The organism is Oligoflexus sp., from assembly GCF_035638955.1.
GTDB lineage: Bacteria > Bdellovibrionota_B > Oligoflexia > Oligoflexales > Oligoflexaceae > Oligoflexus.
In genome coordinates this window covers 1-24038 of the sequence record NZ_DASQYZ010000189.1, presented here as the reverse complement: position 1 = coordinate 24038, position 24038 = coordinate 1, and the positions used below count along the sequence as shown (strand labels likewise).

Annotated in this window: 14 protein-coding genes and 2 tRNA genes; 5 read left to right on the top strand and 11 right to left on the bottom strand. The window is 53.7% G+C overall.

All coding sequences use genetic code 11. The features are described from left to right. Nucleotides 1-181: 181 nt before the first annotated feature. The 7 genes from VE954_RS17790 to VE954_RS17760 all read right to left on the bottom strand — a co-directional run bounded on the left by VE954_RS17790 (nucleotide 182) and on the right by VE954_RS17760 (nucleotide 16187). Nucleotides 182-4891 carry a polyketide synthase gene (locus VE954_RS17790; protein ID WP_324955173.1) on the bottom strand — a complete coding sequence of 1570 codons (4710 nt, stop codon included), beginning with the start codon at nucleotides 4889-4891 and terminating at the stop codon, nucleotides 182-184. Further along, on the bottom strand, nucleotides 4888-5685 hold the full coding sequence (locus VE954_RS17785) for a serine aminopeptidase domain-containing protein (RefSeq protein ID WP_324955171.1): 798 nt from the start codon (nucleotides 5683-5685) through the stop codon (nucleotides 4888-4890). The genes VE954_RS17790 and VE954_RS17785 overlap by 4 nt, the downstream gene beginning before the upstream one ends. After that, complete coding sequence (locus VE954_RS17780; protein WP_324955169.1) at nucleotides 5682-11783, bottom strand: non-ribosomal peptide synthetase; 6102 nt, start codon at nucleotides 11781-11783, stop codon at nucleotides 5682-5684. Before VE954_RS17780 ends, VE954_RS17785 begins: the two co-directional genes overlap by 4 nt. Before the next feature lie 154 nt (nucleotides 11784-11937). Next, nucleotides 11938-12741 (bottom strand): hydroxyacylglutathione hydrolase, encoded by an 804-nt coding sequence (gene gloB, locus VE954_RS17775; RefSeq protein ID WP_324955167.1) that lies wholly within the window; start codon nucleotides 12739-12741, stop codon nucleotides 11938-11940. 79 nt (nucleotides 12742-12820) lie between these two features. Then, entirely contained in the window at nucleotides 12821-14068 is a 1248-nt protein-coding gene (locus VE954_RS17770) for a hypothetical protein (RefSeq protein ID WP_324955165.1), read from the bottom strand. A 15-nt stretch (nucleotides 14069-14083) separates the two neighbouring features. Further along, entirely contained in the window at nucleotides 14084-14998 is a 915-nt protein-coding gene (locus VE954_RS17765; protein ID WP_324955163.1) for a hypothetical protein, read from the bottom strand. A gap of 412 nt (nucleotides 14999-15410) precedes the next feature. Then, entirely contained in the window at nucleotides 15411-16187 is a 777-nt protein-coding gene (locus VE954_RS17760) for a tRNA threonylcarbamoyladenosine dehydratase (RefSeq protein ID WP_324955161.1), read from the bottom strand. 551 nt (nucleotides 16188-16738) lie between these two features. Between VE954_RS17760 and VE954_RS17755 the strand changes: the two genes are divergently transcribed. After that, entirely contained in the window at nucleotides 16739-17506 is a 768-nt protein-coding gene (locus VE954_RS17755) for a DUF3025 domain-containing protein (RefSeq protein ID WP_324955159.1), read from the top strand. Between the two features lie 60 nt (nucleotides 17507-17566). Here VE954_RS17755 and VE954_RS17750 read toward each other — a convergent pair whose 3' ends face one another. Then, nucleotides 17567-18130, bottom strand: coding sequence for a c-type cytochrome (locus tag VE954_RS17750; RefSeq protein WP_324955158.1), 564 nt, complete (start codon nucleotides 18128-18130; stop codon nucleotides 17567-17569). A 24-nt stretch (nucleotides 18131-18154) separates the two neighbouring features. Beyond that, on the bottom strand, nucleotides 18155-18496 hold the full coding sequence (locus VE954_RS17745; RefSeq protein WP_324955156.1) for a hypothetical protein: 342 nt from the start codon (nucleotides 18494-18496) through the stop codon (nucleotides 18155-18157). A 215-nt stretch (nucleotides 18497-18711) separates the two neighbouring features. Here VE954_RS17745 and VE954_RS17740 point away from each other — a divergent pair, with 215 nt between their 5' ends. Together VE954_RS17740 and VE954_RS17735 are read left to right on the top strand one after the other, a co-directional pair. Continuing rightward, the gene (locus VE954_RS17740; RefSeq protein WP_324955154.1) at nucleotides 18712-19137 is read left to right on the top strand and encodes a hypothetical protein; all 426 of its coding nucleotides are present in this window, start codon (nucleotides 18712-18714) and stop codon (nucleotides 19135-19137) included. A 20-nt stretch (nucleotides 19138-19157) separates the two neighbouring features. Beyond that, nucleotides 19158-21071 (top strand): TIGR03545 family protein, encoded by a 1914-nt coding sequence (locus VE954_RS17735; RefSeq protein ID WP_324955152.1) that lies wholly within the window; start codon nucleotides 19158-19160, stop codon nucleotides 21069-21071. Between the two features lie 19 nt (nucleotides 21072-21090). On the opposite strand, the gene VE954_RS17730 is transcribed toward VE954_RS17735, so the two are convergent. Both VE954_RS17730 and VE954_RS17725 read right to left on the bottom strand, forming a co-directional pair. Then, a complete protein-coding gene (locus VE954_RS17730) occupies nucleotides 21091-21972 on the bottom strand; it encodes a hypothetical protein (protein ID WP_324955150.1) in 882 nt (293 codons plus the stop codon). Between the two features lie 229 nt (nucleotides 21973-22201). Further along, nucleotides 22202-23392, bottom strand: a complete 1191-nt coding sequence (locus tag VE954_RS17725; RefSeq protein WP_324955148.1) for an HD-GYP domain-containing protein — start codon at nucleotides 23390-23392, stop codon at nucleotides 22202-22204. Nucleotides 23393-23614: 222 nt separating this feature from the next. On the opposite strand from VE954_RS17725, the gene VE954_RS17720 reads away from it, so the two are divergent. After that, a tRNA-Lys gene (locus tag VE954_RS17720) sits at nucleotides 23615-23687 on the top strand. 30 nt (nucleotides 23688-23717) lie between these two features. Then, nucleotides 23718-23794: transfer RNA gene (locus tag VE954_RS17715), tRNA-Glu, on the top strand. Nucleotides 23795-24038 lie beyond the last annotated feature (244 nt).

The following is a 24038-nucleotide window of genomic DNA, read 5'->3' as shown; positions in this document are numbered from 1 at the left end:
CTTTGCTCTGAGATCACCACCTGGTCAAGCGTAAAGTAGTCCAGGAAAGGGAAGAAAAACAGAGTCATCTTCAACTCCTGGGACTTTCCGACGCTGGAAGCTCATTCTGTGTTGAGCCACCAGGATGATGAAGGAATTTGCGGGTTTTGTCCAATCACCTTCACTTATGGAAGACTACGATTTACTCACCCACGACCTGCCAGTATTCTCCGGATTGATCGGGATTTTCAATAAAAAGACCGGGTTGCCCGTCACTGTCAAGGGCCAGGAAAGCCCCGCGATAGCGCGGCATCCGCAGCACGCCCTCGTCGTTTGCGAATTCAATTTCACCTTCGTGGACCAGTCGATTTAAAAATCCAGGCAAAGGTTCCGTGGGGGATTTAATTGGTGCTGCGGCCAAGGGCTCGGGCGTTTGGGAGGGACTTTCCGGTGCGGTCTCCAATTTGACCGAAGGTGCGACCGACGCTGGACGTTGCGCTTGCGTCTGTTGACCGACAAGCCCGGTCAGCAACTCGATTTGTTTGCTCATCAGGACCATTTGCTGCTGCAGTAAGGCGCTGATTGTCTGCGCATCCATCGGAGCTGGCGTGCTCAAATGTGGTGACATCGTCATTGGCGCGGTCACAGCCGGAGCCGGTGCGGGCGCAGGTACGGGAGCAGGTGCAGGCATGTCCTGCGGCAGAAGGCTTTGCAGATGTAAGGCTAGGGCCTGCAAATTTTGTAGCTCATTTTGCAGCATGTTGACATTCATATTGATGCCCCATTCCTTTTGCATTTTGAGCGACCATTGCGTCAATAACAAAGAGTCAAGACCCAGACTCACCCACGAGGCTTCAGGCTGAAGTTCTCGCGATTCAAGGCCGCTGATTTGCGTAAGCGACGCCATCAGTTTTTTCAGCCAGGGTGTGGGCACCGTGACAGGTGCGGGCGACGCCATCGGCCCGCTCGCTTTGCTCGGACGCAAAACCGGTGCGTCCCGACTTTCGATGCTCCTGGGTTCAAGCCAAAGCCGTTCGCCATGGAACGGATAAACCGGAGCTGCGATCACCCGCCCGGTGCGGGGAACAAAGAGTGGCACACCGTAATTGGCAATCTCGCTGATACTTTCGGTGAAGGTCACATCCTCGGGGTTGGCTGCACTTTTCGGCAGCAGCGCCTGCGACGGCCAGCGGCCTTCTTCCCGAAGAATTTGTTGGACGAACCGGCTGAGTGCATCGCGGGGACCGGCTTCAATAAAGAGCGCATCATGCTGGGTGGCAGCGTACTGCACGGCCCCAAGAAAGTTGACGGGCTGACGAATCTGATTGACCCAATAGTCAACCGAAGTGACTTCGGCATCCAGAAGACGCTGCGCGGTGACTGTTGAAATAATCGGCAGAGTCGGCTTATGCCGCGGCAGATCCTGAATCGCCTGACGGAATTCATCCAACACGTCGTCCATCATCGGTGAATGGAAAGCATGTGATGTCTCCAAGGCTTTAAACGCAATCCCTCTTGATTTCAGGGCGGGCATGAGGGCATCGACCGACGCGCGTTCGCCACCCACCACACAGGCTTCATTGCTATTGATCACGCAGACACTCAGATCCTTAGGCAGGATGCTTTGCAGTCTCTCCCGCGTGGCACGCACGGCCAACATAATTCCCCGGCGGGCGGATTGCATGATGCGCGCCCGATGGTAAACGAGATGAATCGCATCATCGAAATGGAAGACGCCAGCGATCGTAGCCGCGACGATTTCACCGATACTGTGGCCCATCACGGCTGTGGTTTTCAAACCGCAGTCGATGAGACTTTGAGCCAACGCCCATTCCAGACAGAAAAGAGCGGGCTGCGTGTAAAGAGTGCCATTCAACAGGGGGCCCGATTCGGATTCAACCCCATCCAGGGCGAGGTTGAGGTCCAGATCAAAACGCTGTTCGAAGGCGGCAATCGCTTTGTCATAATGCTGTTTAAATCGCGGCCAGGATTGAGCCAGCTCGCGGCCCATACCTATGTACTGGCTGCCCTGACCTGGAAACATGAGTATGACCGGTGGCACTTTCTCGGGGTAAAACGCCGCATTTTTATTCAGTCGCTGCAAAGCCTGCTGCCATTCCTGAGGATTGCGTCCGGTGACGCTCTGCCGGTGTGGAAAGCGGGAACGGAACCGACTCATGGTATAGCAAAGGTCGCGGGGTGTAATGTCCGCATTTTGCCAGCTCGCGGTCAAGGATTCTGTCAGACGTTGATTGGCCTGTGGATCACGGGCTGTCCAGGTCAGAGTCAACCAGGGATCGAGACGATTGTCGCCCTCATGAGCGGCAGGGGGCGGAACCGCGGCGGCAAGCAGGACATGAGAATTGGTGCCACCCACTCCAAAGGAACTGACGCCGGCGCGACGGGGAGCTGAGGCTGGCCAGCTCTGCAAAGTTTTTGGAATATGGAACGGACTTTGCGCGAGGCGAAGTTCAGGATTGACGGGAAAGGCATGCAAAGCCGGGGGAATCTCACCCTTTTGCAAAACAAGAGCGGCCTTGATTAAACCAATGGTCCCAGCGGCGGCGGTCAGATGCCCGATGTTGGCCTTGACCGATCCCAGGGCGCAGAAATGCTGATCCTTGGTCTGGCTTTGGAAGACCTTGCGAAGGCCCTCGATTTCGATCGGATCACCAATGGGTGTGGCTGTGCCGTGGCATTCCATATAAGACACGCTGCGCGGTGACCAACCGGATCGCTCATAAGCCTTGGCAATGGCCTGAGCCTGTCCATCCACACTGGGGGCGGCGAAACTGCTTTTACTCCGACCGTCATTGTTTGAAGCCCAGCCATGAATGACCGCGCGAATGGGATCCCCATCAGCCAAAGCTTTATCGAGTCGCTTCAGTACGACCACGGCGCTGCCATCGGAAAATAGGGTGCCTGTGGCGTCTGCGGCAAAGGGCCGGCAGTGTCCATCGCGGCTAAAAATGCTGCCTTCCTGATACAGATGACCACTGGCTATGGGCGAGTTGATGGAAGCGGCCCCGGCGACCACGATATCGGCTTCATCCGTCAGCAGAGTCTTGATGCCTTCGATGACGGCCACTAAAGATGTGGAGCAGGCCGTTTGCACCGAAACAGCCGGACCTTTCAGATCAAGGTAATAAGCTATATGGGTTGCCACATAGTCTTTGTCATTGCCCATTTGCGCAAAGAATTCCTCTTCGGAATGCGGCGCAGCATGGCCCATCATGAGGTTGCGCGATTGGTAGGTGCTGTTGCCGACGCCGGCGTAAACACCAACTCGAACCGACTGACGCCGATGAGCCCAGCCGGCATCTTCCAGGGCCTGCCAGCAGGTTTCCATGAGAACGCGCTGCTGGGGATCGAGAAAGAGGGCTTCGCGTCGATTCATGTTGAAGAATTCGTGATCAAAGCGATCGCCTTCAATGACCCCACGAGCGGCCACATAGTTGGCATGACGAATCACGGTTTCTGGCAGAGAGGAATCGAGTTCGTCCAGTTTGAAATGAGTCAAACCCTCGCGCCCTTCGCGAATCATCGACCAGAATTCGTTGACATTCTTCGCTCCGGGAACTTTACAGGCGTAACCAATAATGGCAATGGCCTGGTTCGCGTCGTCTTGTGCAACGGATTGTGGAGGTTCCGGCGAGGCTGGAGGAACGGCATGATCACTCGCCGATTGCAGCAGGGCCCGGGCCAGTTCACCAGCGCGCAAATGAATATAGAGTAAGGTAATGGGCACGGGACGCCCTAATTTTTCGCTCAAAGACTGGCACGTTTTGATCGCCAGGATGGAGTTCCCACCAAAATCGAAGAAGTTGTCTTCGATTTCAAGACGCGCTGGATACAGCACCTTATTGATGGTCTCCAGGACCAGGTCCTGCATCCGTGTTTCTGCCGGATCCATGGTGTGAGACGCTGGCAGTGGCAAAGCTGGATCAGTTGGGGCAACCGGTGCCTGGGCTTCGAATGGGGTGCGTGGCTCGGCTTGAGCCATGGGCTCCTCGACGGAATCCGCGGAGGGTCCGATCGCCACCAGCTCGGGCTCAGAACGCATGTGAGGCGCGGTCAATTCCAGGGCCATTATAGGTTTTAGGAATTTTTCCTGAGTCCAGATTTGGACGAGACGCAGAAAGCGTTTGCGATCCTCGATCAGAGTGAAGAGGTGATCCACTTCCGGCCAGAACTCGAGCTGCAGATTTTTACGAAAGTTCACACCGTTGAGCATGGCACGGAACTGATTCTTATAGCTGTACCAGGGATGAAATCCACCGGTATAGATCACCAGCATTTCTGTGCCGCGATCCACGAGTTTTTGCGTATCGGTGATGGCTTCCCCTTGCGCGGGATAATTGGGATCCAGGAAATCATTGGCAGGATTCAAGGACTGCCGGGCCGACCAAGGCAGCAAAGATTTTATAAGCAGACGCTTCCAACGCTTCGGACTGAAAATCCGCTTCAGGAGAAACATGGCTTCATGGCGGAAAGTGGGATATACAAAGCTATCAACCATGACAAGGCCACGAATCCTGGGATCCTGGCGCGCGTGATACCAGGCGTCGACCGCTCCGGAACAGATGCCGACGGAAATGATGTCTTTAATCTGATAGCGATCTTCAAGAATTTGCGCGGCGTCATGAATATCGCGGGTAAAGATATCCTGAATCGAAGCGTCATGCTCCGCCAGCTCGCTGTCGCCCAGTCGGGACAGATCAAAGCGCAGTACGGTGAAACCCAGTTGAGCCATTTTTTCGGCCAGATCCACATGCACGCGGAACGGGCCGATGCGATGGGAGATCCCGGTATTCCAAAGGAGAATGCCCAGAGAGCGTGGCTGATTCTCCGCCTCGTGGATCACCCCGATCAGATGTTCGTCGCGGCCGAATCGCAGGGCAATTCTAGTCATTCCTGTGTCTCCCAAAGAGCCTGAATGCGACGCACGTGAGCGGATGGAAAAGCGCGAATTTTAAGGTAGCGCTCGTCTCCCCAGTACATGGGCTCACCGATATGCTGCAGATCCGATTGGATGCCAAGTTTTTGCCAACCTTGACTCACATCGCGGGCGATAGGGTCGGTGGCACTTAGAACAATATGGGTCCTCTTTGCTTTTGGAACGAGCAGAGCCGGACTCACAGCTGCAATTTGAGAGCGCCAACCTTCGGACCATGGAAAACCCCAGCACTGCGTCTGACCATAACGCCAGGAAGGGAAGGGCGGTTCGATGGCATTAAGGTGGAACATGCGAGCGTGTGAAGCTTCCATTTCGCGTAGATAGTGGATTCCATCCAGGACCGGATCCCAGAGAACCAGACGATGAAGAGGCGTATGATGACTGGCGCGAATGGCCAACGCGGCGCCGAGTCTTAAACCAACCAGCGAGAGAACAGTGCCGCCAGTTTGCTCTTGAGCGAAGGTGCAAACCTGCAGGATATCCTGCAGCCATTGGTCGATGGACGCGGTGTCGCCGGTCCCTTCAGAATCCCCGGTGCTGCTGTAATCAAACCTGATAACGTTATAGCCGTCCTCTTGCAGACGGCGGGCCAGCTGGCCGAGGCCTGCCTGAGCCCGCATGATTTCCTGCGGTGCCGGTGGGCAGATGACGATGGTTTCCTTCGCCGTTCCCTCGGCTGGATAATGCAGTGTAAAAATCTGTTGACTCGTGCTGTTGAGAAAGAACGGTCGACTCCGTTGAGCGGTCATGACCTTTCTCCTTTCATGCGACTGGCGTTGGGTGCTTCACTGGAGAGCTGCTTGGCCAGTTGCGCAAGATTCAAAAGGAGCAGGTCGCGCACCTTAAAGTTGGCGCCGAGCTCCTGTTGACAGCGGTGCAGGACCTTCAATGCCAGCAGCGAGTGCCCGCCAAGATCGAAGAAGTTATCCGAGCCTCTGACTTTCTTGATGCCAATCATGTCACGCCAGATGGCAGCCACACGTTCTTCCGCTGGGCTTAATCCCGGCTCGTTTGAGCTGTTGGCAGAAGCGGGCGTGGGTTCCTTTCCGGGCTGTGGCGCGGGCAAGGATTTTTTGTCAATTTTTCCGCTGCCCGTCAGTGGGAATTGATTCAGTGTCAGCAGATGATTAGGCAGCATGTAGTTGGGCAATGACTGACGCAGATTCTGCAGCAGCTGACTTAGCGTTATAGTTTTACCTGTATGCAACACAGCATAGGCGACAAGGCGTTGATCACCCGGCTGATCTTCCCGGACCAGGACCACAGCCTGTTTGATTTCCGGCAGATTCACCATGGCTGTTTCAATCTCACCCAGTTCAATGCGATAGCCACGCAGTTTGATTTGATTATCCTTACGGCTCAGATATTCGATTTGGCCATCTGCCCGGTAACGGCACAGGTCGCCCGTATCATAGAGACGATCCTTGTCGCGGAAAGGGTGCGGTATAAATTTTTCGGCGGTCAGATCAGGGCGATTCCAGTAGGCGCGCGCCAGGGCTGGACCACCCAGGTAAAGGGAGCCAATGACACCAGCTGGCAATGGCCGCTTTTGATCATCCAGAATATAGGCTTCGTATCGAGGTAAAACGCGACCAATCGTGATGGGAGATTCGGCGTTGTCAATGCGGGATGCAGTCGCCCATACGGTTGCCTCGGTGGGACCATAGACATTCCACAGGACCCGCGTGCGGGAAATGAGTTCACGCGCTAAATCTCTTGGCAGAGCTTCCCCACCACAAAGTGCGGTCAAATCCTTCTGCCCAAACCAGCGCGATTCGAGGAGCAGCCGCCAGGTCGCGGGCGTGGCTTGCAAGAGATTGATGCGATGATCGGTAAGCGCTTTGATCAAAGCCGGGCCGTCCATGACTTTTTCCTGCTCGACGAGCGTGATGGTGCCGCCCCAGGCCAATGTTCCAAAAATCTCCAGGACCGAGATATCAAAGGAAATGGTGGTGATGGCCAAAGTTCGTGGCTCGGCGGGTACATCGACTGCCGACCGGAACGATTGTAAGAAGCACGCCACGGCCTCGTGTTGAATCTCCACACCCTTGGGTTTACCGGTGGAGCCTGAGGTATAGATGATATAAGCCAAATCCATTGGACGTGGCAGAGGACCCTGATCCTTATCGGGATCGAGATTCATCCAGCTGTCCCGATCCTGATCGAGGCATAGGAGGGGCACAGGCGTTCCTCGAAGCAGGTCACGCCAGGCCGATTCTGTGAGAATCAGTTTGGCCTTGGCATCATCGATCATATAATTCAATCGATCCGCTGGGAAAAACGGATCCAAAGGCAGATAGGAGGCGCCAGCCCGCAGCGTAGCCAGCATTGCCACGATGAGGTCGAGCTTACGGCTGTGACAGATGCCCACCACCGATCCAGGCCCAACACCCTTGCGACGAAGCACCTGAGTCAACTGTTTGGAACGGCGATCCAGATCCTGCCACGTAAGGCTGCCACCGTTTAAATCACGCACGGCCACCTGTTGTGGGGCGGCCTGGGCCTGTCGCTCCATGAGAGCCGGGAGGGTTTTATCAGTAGGTTCAGGCAAAGTGTTTTCATGGCGTTTATAAATGAGCTCCAGATGCAGAGCCTCGGAAACCAGAGAAGGCTGACAGGTCGTCTGCTGGGGGTCGGCCAGCAATCGATCGAGCAGATTACGGAAACTTTCGGCAAAGCTGTCGATGGTTCCCTGCTCCCAAAGATCCACGCGGAAATTAAATCCAGCATAGGTTTGCTGTGCGTAGCGCTCGATCCACAGAATCAAGTCGGTATCCACAGTGATATTGGGGAGACGGAGACTCTCAATTGTGGTGGATCCAAACTGGATACGCTGCAGCGATAGATCCTGATAGAAGAACATCGTGTTATAAAGAGGCGTTCGACCTGCATCGCGTGGTAGCTTCAGTTGGGCTACCAGATTTTCAAAAGGCAAATCACTATGCGCCATGGCATCGGTGGTGGACGCTTTCACGCGCTCAATGAGTTTGACAAAACTCAGATCAGGATCAATGTTCTGCCTTAACGCCACGACATTGATAAAGTTGCCCAGCAAATCAAAGACCTCGACCTGTTGCCGTCCATGCACAGGCGTGCCAACGACCAGATCGTTCTGGCCCGAGAGGCGATAGAGGAGGATATAATAGGCGGACAGGAGCACATGGAAAACGCTGCAGCCCAGGTTTTTAGCCAAAGCCTGAAGTTTGGTGTCCACGGTCTGATCCCATGGCACCCAAGCTGTTGATGCCGCGTGATGCAACTGCGCCGGGCGGCTGAAATCGTAGGCGAGTTCCAGAGGTTCAGGCACCGTTTCGTAGACTTTAAGCCAGTAGTCCATTTCTTCGCGCATTTGCTGGGTTTGCAATTCAGTTTGCCGCTGCAAGGCATAGTGCGAAAAGTTAAAAGCCGGTGGCTGGGGATTGGCGCGCCCGGAAACCAGAACCTCTTTATAGAGACGCTGAATGCTTTTCCAGAGTACGCCGTACGAGAAGCCATCCCAGAAAATATGATGTGTGAGCAGAAAAAAGACCGTTGTATCGGTATTCAGCCGGAATAAACCCATGCGGAAGTTCGGTACCTGCGTGGCATCGATTTTTTCACGAGCCAGCTCGACTATGGCCGCGCGCACTTCATCCAACGACATGTTGGGTTTTTCGCGCCCGTGGATCTTGAGCTCGGGAGCGAATGGAGGACTGATTTGCAGCGCATAACCTTGGTCGGTTTGAACAGCTGCCATGCGGAGACTGTCCTGTTCCATAATCAGGGCTTCGATCGCACGACGGAAAGCCTGAAAATCCATCGCGCCATTGATAAGCCAGGCACCGAGCAGATTGTGAACGGTCGTGTCCGGATAGAAGTCCTCGACGAAGAGCATGCGAGCCTGTGACGGCGTCATCGGCAGAGGTGGTGTCGACTGCACCTGTGATGACGTTGATGTGGCGGCTGACTGCGACTGCACCTGAGATGGCGCTGATGTGGCAGCTGACTGCGACTGCACCTGTGATGCCGTTGGTGCGGCAGCAGGAGGCGTCCTGACCTGCGAAGATGAAGAACTGATCGCACCTTGAGTCGAAGCTGGCGTTCCTCGGAGGTCCAAAGGATGTGGCAGCTGTTTACGATCCGTTTTGCCGTTCGGTAGCAGCGGCATCTTCGGCAGTACAACGTAATGTGACGGCAGCATGTAATTGGGCAGCTTTTCCCGCGCCAACTGCCGGATCTTTCGCTCGTCAAATGGAATTGCGGTGGTGATATAGGCGATGAGCCTGGGATCATCCGGCCCAAATTCCTTCACTGCCGCTATGCATTGTTCAATGTCTGGCAGGCTGGCAATCACGGCCTCGATTTCGCCAAGTTCCATGCGATAGCCACGAAGCTTGACCTGATGATCGGCCCGGCCGAAAATCTCCAGTTCGCCGTTCCATAGGAACCGCCCGATGTCACCGGTTCTGTAAGCCAGTGCCGACACGGATGGGATCATCTTAAATCTTTCAGCAGTCAATTCCGGCTGATTCAGATAACCCAAGGCCAGACCCGAGCCACCGATATAAATCTCACCTTTTTCACCAGGCAAAACGGGATTCAGGTCGTCATCCAAAATATAGATGGCCGTGTTGGCAATGGGGCGGCCAATGGGAATCAGGCCGTCCACTTTCTGAATGCGATGGAGTGTACTCCACACCGTGGTTTCGGTCGGACCATACATATTCCACACTTCCGAGATAATCGGCAGCAGGCGTCGTGCGACATCGATGGGGAAGGCCTCGCCCCCGCAAAGGGCCTTGCGAATTTTGGAACCTCTCCAACCGGCGTCAAGCAGCAACCTGAAATTGGAAGGCGTCGCCTGGAAAAGCGTGATGCCTTCCTCTTCCACGAGATGGCGGAGGAGGGTGCCGTCCTTGCCTTCTTCGGCATTGACGAGGTACAGACTGGCCCCACACAGCAGCGGCAAAAGCAGTTCCAGAACTGCGATGTCGAAGGACAACGTGGTGATGGCCAGAACCCGATCGGACGAGTCAAGACCGGGCGCATGCTGCATGGAAAGCAGGAAGTTCACCACGGATCGATGCCCGAGCATGACACCCTTGGGTTGACCTGTGGAACCCGAGGTATAAATAACATAAGCAATGGACGACGGATCCTGACCTGGATCCTGCCATTGATCCGCCATGTACTCGGGAAGCTTTTGTTGAACCTCGGTCCAAATCCAAGGTGTGCAGGAGGTTTCAACCAAGGGCCGCATAACCTCTTCGCAGAAGCAGCCTTTGACCTTGGCATCTTTCAGCATGTACTGCAAACGCTCCGCTGGAAACGCCGGATCCAAAGGCACATAACCGGCACCAGCTCGTAAGACGCCGAGCAAAGCCACCAGCATCGCCGGTGTTCGTGGGAGGGCAATGCCGACCAAATCACCCGTGCCAATACCCTGGCTGCGTAAGAGCAACGCCAGCTGCTTTGATTGCATATCCAGCTGCCGATAGCTCATCTCACTGGTGCGACTGCGAATAGCTATGGCGTCACCCGCTTTTTGCAAAGCCGGCGCCAGGAGCTGAGGAATGGTTTGCTCGAGCGGCCAGGCCTGGTAGGTGCTGTTCCATCGCTGCCAGAGAGGCAAAACAATATACTCGATCGGGAGTTTTTTCAGAGGTTCTTCAGCCGACTCGCTCCACATTTCAGCGAGTTCCTTCAGAAGTGCAGCCAGGCATAACGGAAACTCCGCGTCCCACGCACCTTCGGTCCAGGTCAGGAACGTTTCCCCGTCACCATCCGGGCACAACCAGAGCAACGAAGTAGGCCCTGCATCGGTGCTCAGAACACGGAGTTGCTGCGATTCACTCGATCCCGGCAAAAGACCCACACCAACCCATAGGCCATCAGCCCAGCTTATCTCACTGGGGTGCGGCATGGGTGTCCAGGCGGTTTGATCGGCGGCCTTCAGTATGTCCGTGAAATTATGCTCGGAGGCGCAGGGCACCTGCATGGCCTCCCAACCACTTGGGGAGGCTATATGCGACGCTTTTGGAAAGCGTAGACTGCTTTTATAAAGAACGGGGCCGACATCATCGGCGAAGAGCCTTTGCAGGGCTGCGCGCATGAGCATGGCCGCGACCGTGAAGGAGGGAAGGCCCAGATTCCGGGCATGATCACTCATTTTTTGCCAGGCATGAGCCGGCAAACGGAAGGAACAGCTGCCGGCCTTGCCTGGCTGCCGGGCTTTTTGCACCAGGGTTGCCGGGAAAGCCACGGGTTGCGTCGATGATGGCTGATGATAGGTGTTCCAGGCTGACTTTGTAAGAATGTCCAAACGTTCGCGAGCCAGGATTTCCCGCTGGGTCGGTGAGGGCGCCTGGTTCTTAAAGTGGGCCTCAAGATTCGCCAGAGCTGCATGAAGCATGCTGGCATCAGCAATCGAGGGATGGGCCACGAGGCAAACGAGGAATCCACCTTCATCCTGGACAGCCACAAGCGCTTCCCAGAGATGGTTGTCAGCCCGATTGATTTGCAATTGACCATTGATTTCTGCGGTCCAACCCTTGTGCAGGACATGCTGCAGAAGCTCGGGTTGATCCAGGAGGCGCCAACGCACCTTATGTGTTTCGCGGATGGCAATGGCTTTCTGCCCCGGACTGAGCGAAGCGCGCAGGAGCGGGAAGAGTTCGGTCACCGCCTGCATTTTTTTCTCGAAGCGGGCCGCATCCCAATTCTCAGCGATGCGAATCAATGCTGCTTCCAGACGCGGTTCGTTGGTATGCTGCCAGTCGCCTTGCCAGCTTGGTGGCAGAGGGACACTGGAGACCAATCGTTCCACTGGAGTTTGCAGCTTCACTTTTTTGAAAGGCCATGTGGTCACAGGTTGCCTCACGAAAACCAGGTTGCCGACACCATTCCGCGTTTATGTTTCGACGGAAACGGGATCGATCTTTACTGGTTCGTAAGGTGCCAAACAGAGGTTAGTCAGAAAAAGTGGGCTTTTTCCTGGATTTTTTGCGAAGTACCAAAGCCTTTTAGCTCTTGAAATTGTCCTTGCCCGTACGCAGCCAGGCAAAAACCTGAGTCGGTGAGGCTTGCGGGAGACCGATCGCCTCGCGCATCGGTGTTTGATCCGCTTGCAAAAAGGGGTTGTAGGCAACTTCGGCCGCAAGTTGGGTCGGAACCGTGGGCTCACCCCGATTGCGCAGTGTTTGCAATTCTGCAATGTAATTTAATAAGCCAAGCGCGTAGCGCGGTAAACTTTGGGCATAGCGCGCATTGCCGAGCGTATATTCATGAGCGCAGCACACGCGGGTGGTGCCAGGCAGCGTGCGAATGCGTTGCAGGCTGTTCCACATCTGTTCGGCGGTACCTTCGAAGAGCCGTCCACAGCCTAGAGCAAACAGCGTATCACCACAAAAAAGAATCTCAGCCGCTGGCACATAATAAATGCAATGACCCAGCGTATGGCCTGGCGTTGCGAAAACTTCCACCCGCCAGGTTCCCAATTGAAATTCTTCCTGATCGCGTACGGTCTGGGTGATACCGGGAATTCGGTCATGATCATAATCGGATCCGTAGATCGAGCACTCATAGCGTTTTTGGAGCTCATGGTTGCCACCGACATGATCCGCGTGATGATGCGTGTTCCAGATCGCATCGAGCGACCAGCCTTTGCTTTCCAAAAAATTCACCACAGGCTGCGCCTCGGCAGGATCGATCACCACTGTCTGGTGACTGGCCTTGTCATATAAAACATAAATGTAATTATCGGTTAAAACCGGTAGTTGATAGAGCTGCAGGCCCTCATGGTCATGTATGAGTCGATCAGTTGTCATGGCGAATCCTTCGGCAACAGGCAACTCATTCTGAACTTTTTAGGAGCGTCCCGCAAGTCCGTCGTTCCAAACAGGACTCTCACTTGCTCACGTACCCAAGCCCCACCATAAGGGCTGTCAGTTCGTAAAAGCCGGCACTCGGTGTGTTTTCAGGGCTTTCAGCCGTGCCATGAATATAACTGCCATAGACCAGCCAATCGGCAGGCCTGGTGTTGAGCTCCAGTCCGGCTGTGAGATGCGTGCGGTCCAGGGCTTCAAAATCCTGGGCGCCCCGGCCCTGCATGACCACCTGCCCAGCCGGGTCGATCACACCGGCGCCCTTGTTTTTTGTATAGTGGCTGTAGGCAAATGACAGATGACGAGACGGCTGCAGAGCATAACGTGAGCCCAGCACATAGCTATGAGTATTGAGGAACTCCACAGGCGCTGTGCCATTGACAGCCTGGGTGGGGGCCTGAGCATAAAAGGTGGCAGGGGTCCATCGTTCATAGGAATACTGCGCATAAGGTTCAAAACGGCCTAGAGGTTTGCTATGCAGGCCAGCCCCATAGAGCGTTGGGCGATAATCGCGACGATAGAAACTTTGCGTATCGGAACCCAGCGCACGCAGTTTTAAAGTATAGTGCATGTCGGTCGAGGGCCGATAGATAGCGCCGAGCGTGGCCCATGAGCCGATCTCATAGCGGACGCCAAGGGCCAAATGCAAGGAGCTGGAGGTGTTCTGGAGCTCAAGAAAATCCTGGCCGCCGACATTGATTTTGGTCGTGTTGCTGCTGAAGTTATTCAGAATGCTAAAACCAACGCAAAGATTCTTCATCACCTTATACGCGGAGCCAATGCCGAAACGGAAACCTTTCTGGGTGGAACTGATATTGGCGGTCTGATACTGACCGTTGACTGAGATGGGGAAATCCTCGACCTTGACAGTGCTGCCGACTCCCGTAGGCACGAACATATAGCCAAAACTCAGCGGACCGGAATGGCCTTTGACGCTGCCACCCACTGAAGTGAGCGGCAGAACTGGAACCTTGATGGTCCCTGGTTTGATATTGGGACTTGGTGTCGTCACCTTATAGGTGAGGTTGGTTGGCGCGAAATCCACATAGGCATCACTCGTAGGACTGGCCCAAAGGTTGGCGGGATTGTGCAGGACGGCGGCTCCGCTGCGACTCATGATAACGCCCGCGCCTCCCGACGCGTGCGTATAGGGACCTTGGTAGTCAAAAATATCGTTGGCCCGAGCCGACGGCGTTCCGATCGGCAAGGCCAGTACGAAACAAACTCCCGCCGCCCAAAGTTCACATGTGGTTGCCTTCAGCCTGCTCATCGCCCATCCCCTGATTTACTGCGAGAACGTGGTGTAGGTATCAGTCATCGTCCGCCGACCGATCGATGTCACGGTCGTCTCGGCGGTTGCTGCCTGGCCGCGGTTATCAACCATCTGATGGTTGACTGAGATCAGCTTGGTCGTGTTTTTATCACCAATCCAGAATGAGACTGAGTTGGCGAGAATATTATCGGTGTTGTCAGCCGCTCCTGGCTTCAGATAGGTCACGGCGGAAATCAAGGATTTATCGGGCGTCAACCCTATGAAGTCCTGCTGGAGGATGCGGGTATCAGCGACGTTGATAATGCCAACGGTCACTTTTAAATCAAATTTAACATCAAAGCTGCCGAGCTGATCACCACCAGCTCCCGGGGTGGCCGTGAGTTCAGTTTGGGTGACCGTGGCATTGCCTTCGGTCATCGTTCCTTTATGCGTGAGATCACGCTTGGCGAATACTTCCGTGATGGGTTTCGGAACTTCCAAAACAGCCAGCAGGACGAATTCGCTGATGCCGTTATTATCCACGGATTTGACCAGGACCAAGGGCGGATTGGCTCCACCCTTATAGGGGGCCGCAAGCGCGTTGGCGAAAGCCTGCGAGGGCTGGCCATTCACGCAAAGGACGGCCATCTCCGCTGCAAACTTCGCCAGAGCTGGCTGGTTGCCGCAGATCATCTGAACGGCGCTTAGGCTTTCCTTGGCGATTGTATCGGTGTTAGCCGCGGTTTTCGTATCAGCTTCATTCACCGCCGGCGAAGAGGATCCATCGGCATTGACTGTGGCGTTGCCACTATTGCTGCCGGTCGCTGCACCAGCAGGACCTGATGTTTGTGTCTCGTAACGATTCTTGTAAGGGTTTTTTTCATCAGCACATGAAAAGCTGAGCACGCTGCAGAGTGTGACGATCGAACCTCTAAGGTGATGGGACATAGTTCGAGCCCTCCTATTGTTGTTGTTGTGTGCGTGTCTATTTTTGCAAGGATGGTACCGACTCAAGGATCGAGGTAAACCATTGGAATGCAGACCGTTCTTGCGCCTAGTGGCAAAGGCCCACTGAGCAAGGCTTGAAAATCGGTTTCGTACCTGGCGTCATTTTTAAATTTAAGTCGTTGATAAAAGCGATAAAATACTGTGTCGCAAAAGCAATGAGAGGATAAGAGCATTGGAATATCAGGGGATTCCAGGCCAAGGTCTCAATTTGATGAGAAAATTTTGTTGTATTGCGATTCGGATCTTTAAACCGACGTCTTCACTTAATCGTGTGTCTCTCGCTTCTTACTGGTTTTGTAAGGAAGGCTCCAGGTCCCTGCTGCTCTGATGATTGCAGAACCTAGGCCAATCTTCAAAGCCCCGTTTCGCGAAGGAGTTCATCGAGCATGGCTGAGGCCGCTGCGAATCCAAACGTCCCGGTCACAAAGCTGGCTGCTCCATAGCCTTGCTCACACCCGCCTTTGCCGCTTTGTCCTGTCTGAGCGCTTGCGCAGATGCCGCCTTCGGCTGTTGGGAACACGGGAGGCTCGGTGCTGAAGACAGCAGGTATGTGAAATAAACCTTCCTTGGGAAAGTCGTGTTGATGACGTAATTCGCGCCGAACCTGACGCAAAAGTCCATCACTGCTTGTCGCGGAAAGATCAGCGATTTGAATCCTGGCTGGGTTCCGCCGTCCACCGGCACCGCCGACCGTGACCAATGGAATGCGCAGCTCGCGGCAACGGGCAATCAGGAGGCATTTGTTCTTTAAACTATCGATGGCATCCACCAGTCCATCATAGCGAACTTCAAGCAATGCCGAAGCTGTGCTGCTGGTAAAGAAATCGTCGATGGCATCCACCTGAATTTCGGGATTGATGGCCAACAACCGCTCCGCCATAACCTGGACTTTACTGCGACCGACGGTATCGGTCAGGGTATGAAGCTGCCGATTGCTGTTGCTGATGCAGACTTCATCCAGATCAATCAGGGTGAGCCGCCCCACGCCGCTGCGAGCCAAGGCTTCGGCTGTCCATGAACCCACGCCGCCAACACCAACGACGGCGACATGCGCTTTACGAAAGCGAGCGAGACCAGCTTCACCATAAAGGCGGGCGATTCCATTAAAGCGTTGTTGAAATCCGTCCATTTGTGTTCTTCCTGTCGAGCACGAGGGTTCTTTCCTATCCAACCCTAAGCAAGCTGTCATTAGGAATTCCTCTTTCCGTCATAGAAGCACCCCACGCGACGCATGAAACCCTGTCTGATCAAAATATAAGCAATTCGGGCAAAGTCTTGGTGGGCGGCGGGTTCCGACAGGTGCTGGGGGACTTTTCCACCGGACCTGTGGATAACCTCGACCCTTTTCACTGCGCCATAAGTGAATATAGTGAGGGGTATCAGTATGTTCACCCGTCATGGCCTTCACAGAACACATTGTTCTTTTAACCTGGAAGAAGTCCGGAACACGGGGCTATAACTGAGTTGTGAGGGCAGATGGACGCGAAGCAGGAGAAATTATGCAGGTTTCCCCTATATAGGTTAAATTTGGCACCCAACCAGACGCTCTGCAAGAAGCGTCCGAGTATGGGGGCAATCGAGACGAGATGACATTCCAACACAAAAAGCCCGCGGTTTCTTTTGAACCGCGGGCTTCTTTTATGTTAAGAGGTTGGCTTTCAGCGTATGGAGTGATCCGGATTGATTTATCCTGTGCAGAGCCTGCGACTCATGGCGCAATATCCGCATTTTCAAGGTCTGTGGTCCGTGGCGCCGGAAGTTTTGGAGGGCGAAGATTGGCCCGATTGTGCGTTCTGGCAGAAGAAGATGGATGAACATCCGGTTTTTTGTGCTTTGCCGCATCCCCTGCGGTTGTTCCCAGAAGTCAAAATTGGGCAACGACGGAAGCGCAATCTCACCCGACAAAAGCGGGACGCTGGGCTGCCCACATTGCGGCGCTATGAATCGTCCATAATTGAAGACCATCAAATCCCCATGCGCGAACGTAATCTGCATGATTATTTTAATTCGCTTGTCTGGCTTCGGTTTCCATTATCCAAATATGCTTTGCATGAACGTGCCTATCATTCGTACCGCGAGACGCCTCCTTCTTTAACGGGGAATCTGCGGAATGATCTGACGGATGCTCTAACCCGTTTCGATGAGGGCGGGGTGGTTTATTTTGTTGAGCCATCTGAAAATGCTGCTGTTGTCCGAGAACTTTTTCGGAGTTTGGATACACCCGCAAAGTGTGACTATGCAGCCGGCCGGCGTGCGCAGTTTGAAGTGTTTGGACACGGTTTAATGGAAGTCTGGAACCAGGGGGGGCGGAATCTGACGGCGAGTGGGTTGGTGGTTGAACGTCTGGAGGGTGAGGCTCGGGATCAATGCCTCGCACGTGTGCTCCAAGATATGTGCGAACCTCAGGGGAGGTTCGGGACTATGCTGTTGGATGCTATTTTAGGTTGAGCATTCAGTAGCAATAAAAAGTCCGGCAGCACGTGCCGGACTCTTTCGAGTATTAAATTTTTACTGTGGGCGGGCTGTAAGAGCAGCCTGAATATCGGCTTTCTTTTTGGGGTCTGTAAAATTGGCCAACACGCTGGCATGAATAGGTTTGGCGTCCTGGCCTTCCACTTTGGCGAAACCGTCCAGGGCTGGACCCATACCCGTACCATCGGGCGTATGACACGTTTCGCACTGGGCCTTAAGTAAAGCTTCACCGGCCACGGCGTCACCAGTTACTGCCGCTCCTGCTGCTCCGCCCTTAAGAAAGGCGGCGATATCTTTTGCGCTTGCCGTGAACGTTGCAGCTAGTCCAGCGCCATGGGCTGGATTGCTCGCAGCTTTGCCCGACTCTAGCGAGGTTGCGTCAGCCGCGACCAGCACGTGTCCAACGCCACCTGCAACATGGCAACCCGTACAAGCAGCCAATGCTGTCTGACCTCTGGTAGCATCACCCGAGGAACCGCCTGGGTTGGCGGTTACTGCAGCTGGGGCACCAAGCTGCTCTTTGTAACCCGTCGCGGTCGGAGGTGCATTGTTACAAGCCACCGTTACCAAAAGAATGCCGACCAAACCTAAAACTTTCATACGTATCTCGCCCCCTCGTTGAAATCACAAAGTTTCCAAATATGCTTTGATGTTCGCTGCATCGGATTCAAAAACTTTTGCCACTGAACCGTGATAAGCCTTCAACGCTGCACCAGCTACCGCGCCGGCATCGGCTTTGTCCAGGACCTGAGCTGACTTTGGGTGGCATGTGGCACAACTGGCTGTAAAAGCGGTTTGCCCTTTGGTGGCATCACCCGGTGCCGCGTTGGTCGTGGCGGGTTGTTGATTGCCTGACGTGCGGTTGATACCCGGTGCCTTGGTTCCGGTGGAAACAGGCTCCGACTCGCCGCAAGCAGTCAGTCCTGCCAGGAAAAGGGCGACGACGATAAGGTTTCTACGGCGCATTCTCATCCTCTGAGTTGAGCAGCAAGCACTAAGTTCCACATTGAGTATTGGTATCGGCACAAAATACCGGGAACTTGAGGTTGTTTTTCGCCAGGAAGAGGGTTTGTAAAAATCCTGATTTCTCAACAGATTCGGCGTTTTATGCTTTGTCCATTGGAAACCGTATGTTACCTTGATATCGTGACAAATATTCCAAGCATTGCAGGAGCAAAGGGATGGCGTTTTCCTTTCCTGGTCGGAGTTTGATTATTCCGAACGGCGTTTCGTTGATTCAATTGGTTCTGACATTCATCTATGGCAGTTGGCTGGGCTTTTCGCCTGGGATTGGCAGCCTGCATTTGGTGCTGCTGCTGCTGAGCCTTTGCATCCTGAGATTGCCGCTCATCCTTCTCCTGATTGTAACGGCTGCCTGCTGGGCGCTAGGCATGGTCGGGGTCGATGCTGGTATCCATGCTCTGGGGCTTAAGGTGTTACGGGAGCCCTCGCTCAGCGGACTTTGGACCCAGATGTATAACGCCCCGGTGATTCCATGGACGCGTTTCAATAATTCCATGGTCATGGGAGCTACGGTGCTGGCGCTTGGCCTGATTCCCCTGTGGGTCGTGTTGAGTTTAACCCTTCGCCGCTCTGTGCGCGCCTGAACATAACTGAGGTGAGGAAGATGAAGTCTTACGGCGGTTTGATTCGTTGGAAGTTTGGTTTGCCCCTGGCCCTTGGCATTTTGGCCTTGGTTCTCTATACGTTTTTGCTTTTGGATCAGCAGCTGCGTTGGTTGATGGAAAAGCTCGCTACCGATGCCAATGGCGCAGAAGTGAATATCGGAAGCCTGAAGACCAGCATCAGCGGTCTTTATATCGAAGTGCAAAAGGTCCAGATGACCGATCCGGAAGCGCCTGAATTCAACCGTCTTGAAGTTGATAAAATGCGTTTTGACCTCGGCTCACCTGGGCTTCTGCGCGGCAAGGTTATTATCGAAGACGCCACCATGCAGGATATTCAGATTCACGCCAAGCGAGCTCGCCCGGGTCGGGTTTTGCCGCCGCCACCACCCGAGGCTGAAGGTCTCGGAGCCCTGGACAAGACCAAGGACATGCTGAATCCTGTCAAAGACGAAGTCATGGCCAATGCCATGAACGTTCTTAAAGATAAGGGGCTGGTCAATCCCCTTAAGGATATCAACTGGGAGGATTTGCCTTCGCGCCAGGCGATTCGGCAGATCGAGGGCGACTGGAATAACCGCCAGCAGATGTTTCAAGGCATGATCGGAACATTGCCGAAACCGGCTGATTTTCAGCAAATCAAGGCGGAAGCCAGCGCTATCAAGCCGCCCGATGATCCCACCCAAATCCAAGCGACTCTTGCCAATATTGACAGCTTGAAAGCCAAGGCTCAGGCGCAATATGACAAAGTCGACGCCGCCGCTCAGCAGATCAAGAATGAAGGTGCTCAGGTTAGCAACCGCATCAAAATTCTGGATGAGCTCGTCAAGCAGGACATTGCTGTTCTCAGTCAAAAGCTCAAACTGCCTGATCTGGATTTTAAGAACCTGGCCGAAGAAATCTGTGGACCCGAGATCAAACGCTCCCTCAAAGTTTTTGAAGTGTATTATGCGAAGGTCAAGCCATATCTCGAAAGCAAGGAAAAGCCTGCACCCAGCAAGCCCCTGCGATTGGCGGGAACGGATGTGAGCTTTCCTGATCGCAATGGATTGCCTGCGTTCTGGTTGAAGAAGATGCAGATTTCGTCCAAGGAAACCGCTGGCGGACCCTTGGGCGACATGCTGGGCAAGGTCACGGATTTGAGCAGTACACCAGCTCTGGTCCCGCAGCCGACCATGGTGGAGCTGGAAGGGAATTTTCAGCAGCTGGGCATCCAGGGTTTGAAGGCTGAAGCGACTTTGGATCATAGAAAGGCTGTGGCCCGTGATGTGATACAAGTGGGTGTGGCCTCGTTCCCTGTGGCCGATCGTATGCTGACCCAATCTCAGGACTATGCCTTGGGTTTCTATAAAGCCCAGGGTGGACTGAACATGAATTTCATTTTGGAAGGTGATCAGGTCCAGCTGGAAATGAATTCCATGATGAAGCAGCTCAGTTGGAAAGTGGAGGCTCAGTCGGAGCGCATCAAGGCTCTGCTTGATAGCGTCTTTGGTCCGATGACGGAAGTCAGGATTGCAGCTAAAGCCCAGGGCCCCTGGCAGAGCCTGCAGTGGAACGTCACATCCAATCTTGCCGATCATTTGCGTCAAGCCCTGCGTCAGGCTCTCAGCAAGGAAATTGCAGCCATGCAGGATCAATTGAAGCAGGAGCTCGATAAGCGTATGGCTGAAGAGAAAGGCAAACTCGAAGGCCGCATGCGTGACCAATTGAAAGCGTGGGAGAGCCAGCTGAATCCTGCGCAGCAGGAAGCCGAGGGGACGCGGTCCCAGATCGATGCTCAGAAGAATCAGCTGCAATCCATGGTTGATGCGAAGAAAGCGGAAGCGGAACAGAAGATAAGCGAAGAAAAGAAAAAGCAGGAAGAAAAGGCCAAAGATCAGATCAAAAGCAAGTTAAAGATCCCTGGCCTGAAGTAGGTAGAGAACGTGTCGAGGCTTATGGAGCCTCGACATACTGAAGTGTGAAGTCCAGATTCAATTCGGTGTGCCAACAGTCCAGATCGTCGTTATCACCTGTGGCCACCAGCGCGAAATTAAGAGTATGATTTTCCACGACCTGATCCGCAAGATGGATCAGACTCGTGGGATCAACCTGAACCTGGAACTGTCCGGATGTGTCGGTGACCGGGACGGTACAGATGGAAGCATCTGTACCCATGCAATACGAGGCGCTGTCGAAGTCCACCGGTACGCCACGGATCCGGTTGAAGTCCCACTTATAAGCGGTCCCCGCAGTGCCTTCCAAACCTTCCAGAATTTTCGCATTGCTGCTCAACAGAACATAACCATTTAAAGTCAGAATCATGAAATCATCATACTGAATCGTACTCACAGCGGAGTTCACCGAAACACCACAAAGCTGGGCTTTGCCGGGTAAAGTGATGGACGTTGTCTGGGCTTCCATGGCTTGCAGATAGAAATTTTTCCGACCCAGATTCCCCGCTGTTCCGAAGCGGCAGTTGGCTGTTTCCGGAAAGCGAATCTTTTGCGTCAGAGTCTTCTTCGTGCCTTGACTGCAAGCAGCCTTGAACTGATCGATAGTTGTTTGACTGCCTGGTAAGGTTTGCCCGGCACTGACTTCCGATGGATCCAAAGCCGCGTCGGCCACCTTGGGAACATCCATTTCCAACGAATCAGGAACTTCGGTTTCAGGACCTAATTCGCTTTCTTCAGCCGTCGCGTCGGCGGCTGTTGAGCTGGTTCCAACCGTTCCGGCTGATGGGCCCGTGCCGTTTGTAAATTGAGCTGAATCTGAGCAGCCGGCTGCGGTCAAGCAGAGGCCGAACGCCAAGAGTGCTGATGTAACAGAAGGCTGCATACTCGTTTCCTCCAGTGGGTTTGCGGGACTCCCGCCAAAACCTAATGGTGCATCGGGTGTGTGGGTGACTTTTCTTGAGAAATGAATCCTTTCGTTTGACTCATCGCTTTCTTGAAATCATTTTAAGGCATTGGATGGCTGCCGTAAGGATTGAGCAAACCGGATTTCTCAAGAAGTTTTTCCCGGCTTCGTACCGGGAAGTATTTCATTGGGGATAAAGCACTGAAGATTAAGCGGATTTGTTCTTGGAGTGGATCGTCGTGCGCTTGCCATGCTCGTCGATGATGATGATGCGACCATTGTCCTTGCTATCGCTGGATTTTTCAATGGCGGCATAATAATCGATGGACTGGGTCACGCTTTTTTCAAACTTGCCCCAGATCGCTGGATCATAATCATTCGGCGCAAACGAACGCATCAGGGTCAGGGACTTTTCCTGATCATAGGCTTCTTTGTAAACACGCTTCATGAGCAGCGCCGAGTAAACGTCAGCAATGGTGACGATGCGGGCGTATTCATGAATGCCTTCAGGCTTCTCTTCAAAGCGTCCGGACTTGCCCATGGGGTAGCCGCCACCTTTGAACTTTTCGTGATGCTCGAGGGCGACAAGTGCCACCTGCTCTTCGATAGGCGCGCCGTTGGCCATGGCTTTTTTCAGTTCATCGTAGCCAAGGGACGTATGGGCTTTGATGATGTTGAATTCTTCAGGCGTAAATTTGCCGGGTTTATTCAGGATGTGGCCGGGCACACAGGTTTTTCCCACATCGTGGTAAAGACCGGAGCGAGCGATCTGCTCGGCCTCCTCTTTGCTTTTGTTCAGCAGATTTCTGGCAATGATGCCAGAAATCATGGCAACGGCAGCGCTGTGATCATACAGCGTTTCGTCGGCCAGGATCATGCGGGACAGCGTTCCCACGGCCACTTCACTATCCATAAGATTATCAATCAAACGGTTGGCTGCCATTTGCGCTTTATGGGCGACGGTCTTATTGATGCCGCCGCGGACTATCATCTGGCTGGCCTGGCTTAAATCGCCGAAGACTTCAATGGTCTTTCGATCCAGGTTAGGATCTTTCTTCAGCAGATTGTCGATCTTTTTCTGCCGGATATTCTGGATCAGCAGATCGAATTTTGGATAGTCTTTGCGTTCCACGCAGATATCGAGGTTGCTGTATTCTTTATTACGAGCCGAAATAATCGCATCCACCAGGTCAGCGGCAAAATTTTTGGGCGTGATGAATTCAATCATTTCCAAATCAACGCGGAAATAGATCTTGAAGTCGAGAGATTTGACTTCCTTGAGATAGGTGAAAAGCTCCAAACTCAGGTTGGAGAACTTCTTCAGGTCCGCCTCGGTGATGGCGGTAACCTTGAACTTGTCCCGAACCGCTTTGGATATGACGTATTTGTTTTCTGCCATGACCTCTACTCGTGCAAGGGGCTGCCTGGACAGATCGGCTTGGCTGCGGCAATCCCTTATATGGCAGGTGGATTCAGGTCTTATCATCCTGAAATGATAAAGGTTAATTTTCTTAGGCGCGTACCGGTAAATATCTGTAAGGCAGGATGAGAAAAAGAAGTTGACCCAAAATCCTAAATTACGTAAACAAGGGGCTCTCCGCGGGAGCGGGAAAGTGAACATGGGCTCTTAGCTCAGTTGGTAGAGCAGCACACTTTTAATGTGCGGGTCGCTGGTTCGAATCCAGCAGGGCTCACTTGACTTCTCCCAAAGATCTGCTCGTCCTGTCCCCATCGTCTAGTTGGCCCAGGACACCGCCCTTTCACGGCGGTAACAGGGGTTCGAATCCCCTTGGGGACGCCATTTATCTTCCATACTTACGATTAACTTCGATCCAAGGTCTGGTCCAAATATGGTCCGGTCGGCCCATACCCTGTGTTGTAGCATCCAAAACGTAGCATCACGACGCGTCCTTTGTGTGCACAGGCTGATTCTTATGAGTGTCGGATTGAAAAAGGCACAGCGGCAATGAAATGATGAAGGCGAAAGCGATGAACCCCTCGTCAACTTTGCGATTCATTTGCAGACGGACTTCAATGCTACCACC

Excerpts from the sequence above, each read along its gene's own strand:
- VE954_RS17790 (WP_324955173.1), bottom strand. The coding sequence starts at position 4,891 with ATGACTAGAATTGCCCTGCGATTCGGCCGCGACGAACATCTGATCGGG.
- VE954_RS17785 (WP_324955171.1), bottom strand. The coding sequence starts at position 5,685 with ATGACCGCTCAACGGAGTCGACCGTTCTTTCTCAACAGCACGAGTCAA.
- gloB (WP_324955167.1), bottom strand. The coding sequence starts at position 12,741 with ATGACAACTGATCGACTCATACATGACCATGAGGGCCTGCAGCTCTAT.
- VE954_RS17770 (WP_324955165.1), bottom strand. The coding sequence starts at position 14,068 with ATGAGCAGGCTGAAGGCAACCACATGTGAACTTTGGGCGGCGGGAGTT.
- VE954_RS17765 (WP_324955163.1), bottom strand. The coding sequence starts at position 14,998 with ATGTCCCATCACCTTAGAGGTTCGATCGTCACACTCTGCAGCGTGCTC.
- VE954_RS17760 (WP_324955161.1), bottom strand. The coding sequence starts at position 16,187 with ATGGACGGATTTCAACAACGCTTTAATGGAATCGCCCGCCTTTATGGT.
- VE954_RS17750 (WP_324955158.1), bottom strand. The coding sequence starts at position 18,130 with ATGAAAGTTTTAGGTTTGGTCGGCATTCTTTTGGTAACGGTGGCTTGT.
- VE954_RS17745 (WP_324955156.1), bottom strand. The coding sequence starts at position 18,496 with ATGCGCCGTAGAAACCTTATCGTCGTCGCCCTTTTCCTGGCAGGACTG.
- VE954_RS17740 (WP_324955154.1), top strand. The coding sequence starts at position 18,712 with ATGGCGTTTTCCTTTCCTGGTCGGAGTTTGATTATTCCGAACGGCGTT.
- VE954_RS17735 (WP_324955152.1), top strand. The coding sequence starts at position 19,158 with ATGAAGTCTTACGGCGGTTTGATTCGTTGGAAGTTTGGTTTGCCCCTG.
- VE954_RS17730 (WP_324955150.1), bottom strand. The coding sequence starts at position 21,972 with ATGCAGCCTTCTGTTACATCAGCACTCTTGGCGTTCGGCCTCTGCTTG.
- VE954_RS17725 (WP_324955148.1), bottom strand. The coding sequence starts at position 23,392 with ATGGCAGAAAACAAATACGTCATATCCAAAGCGGTTCGGGACAAGTTC.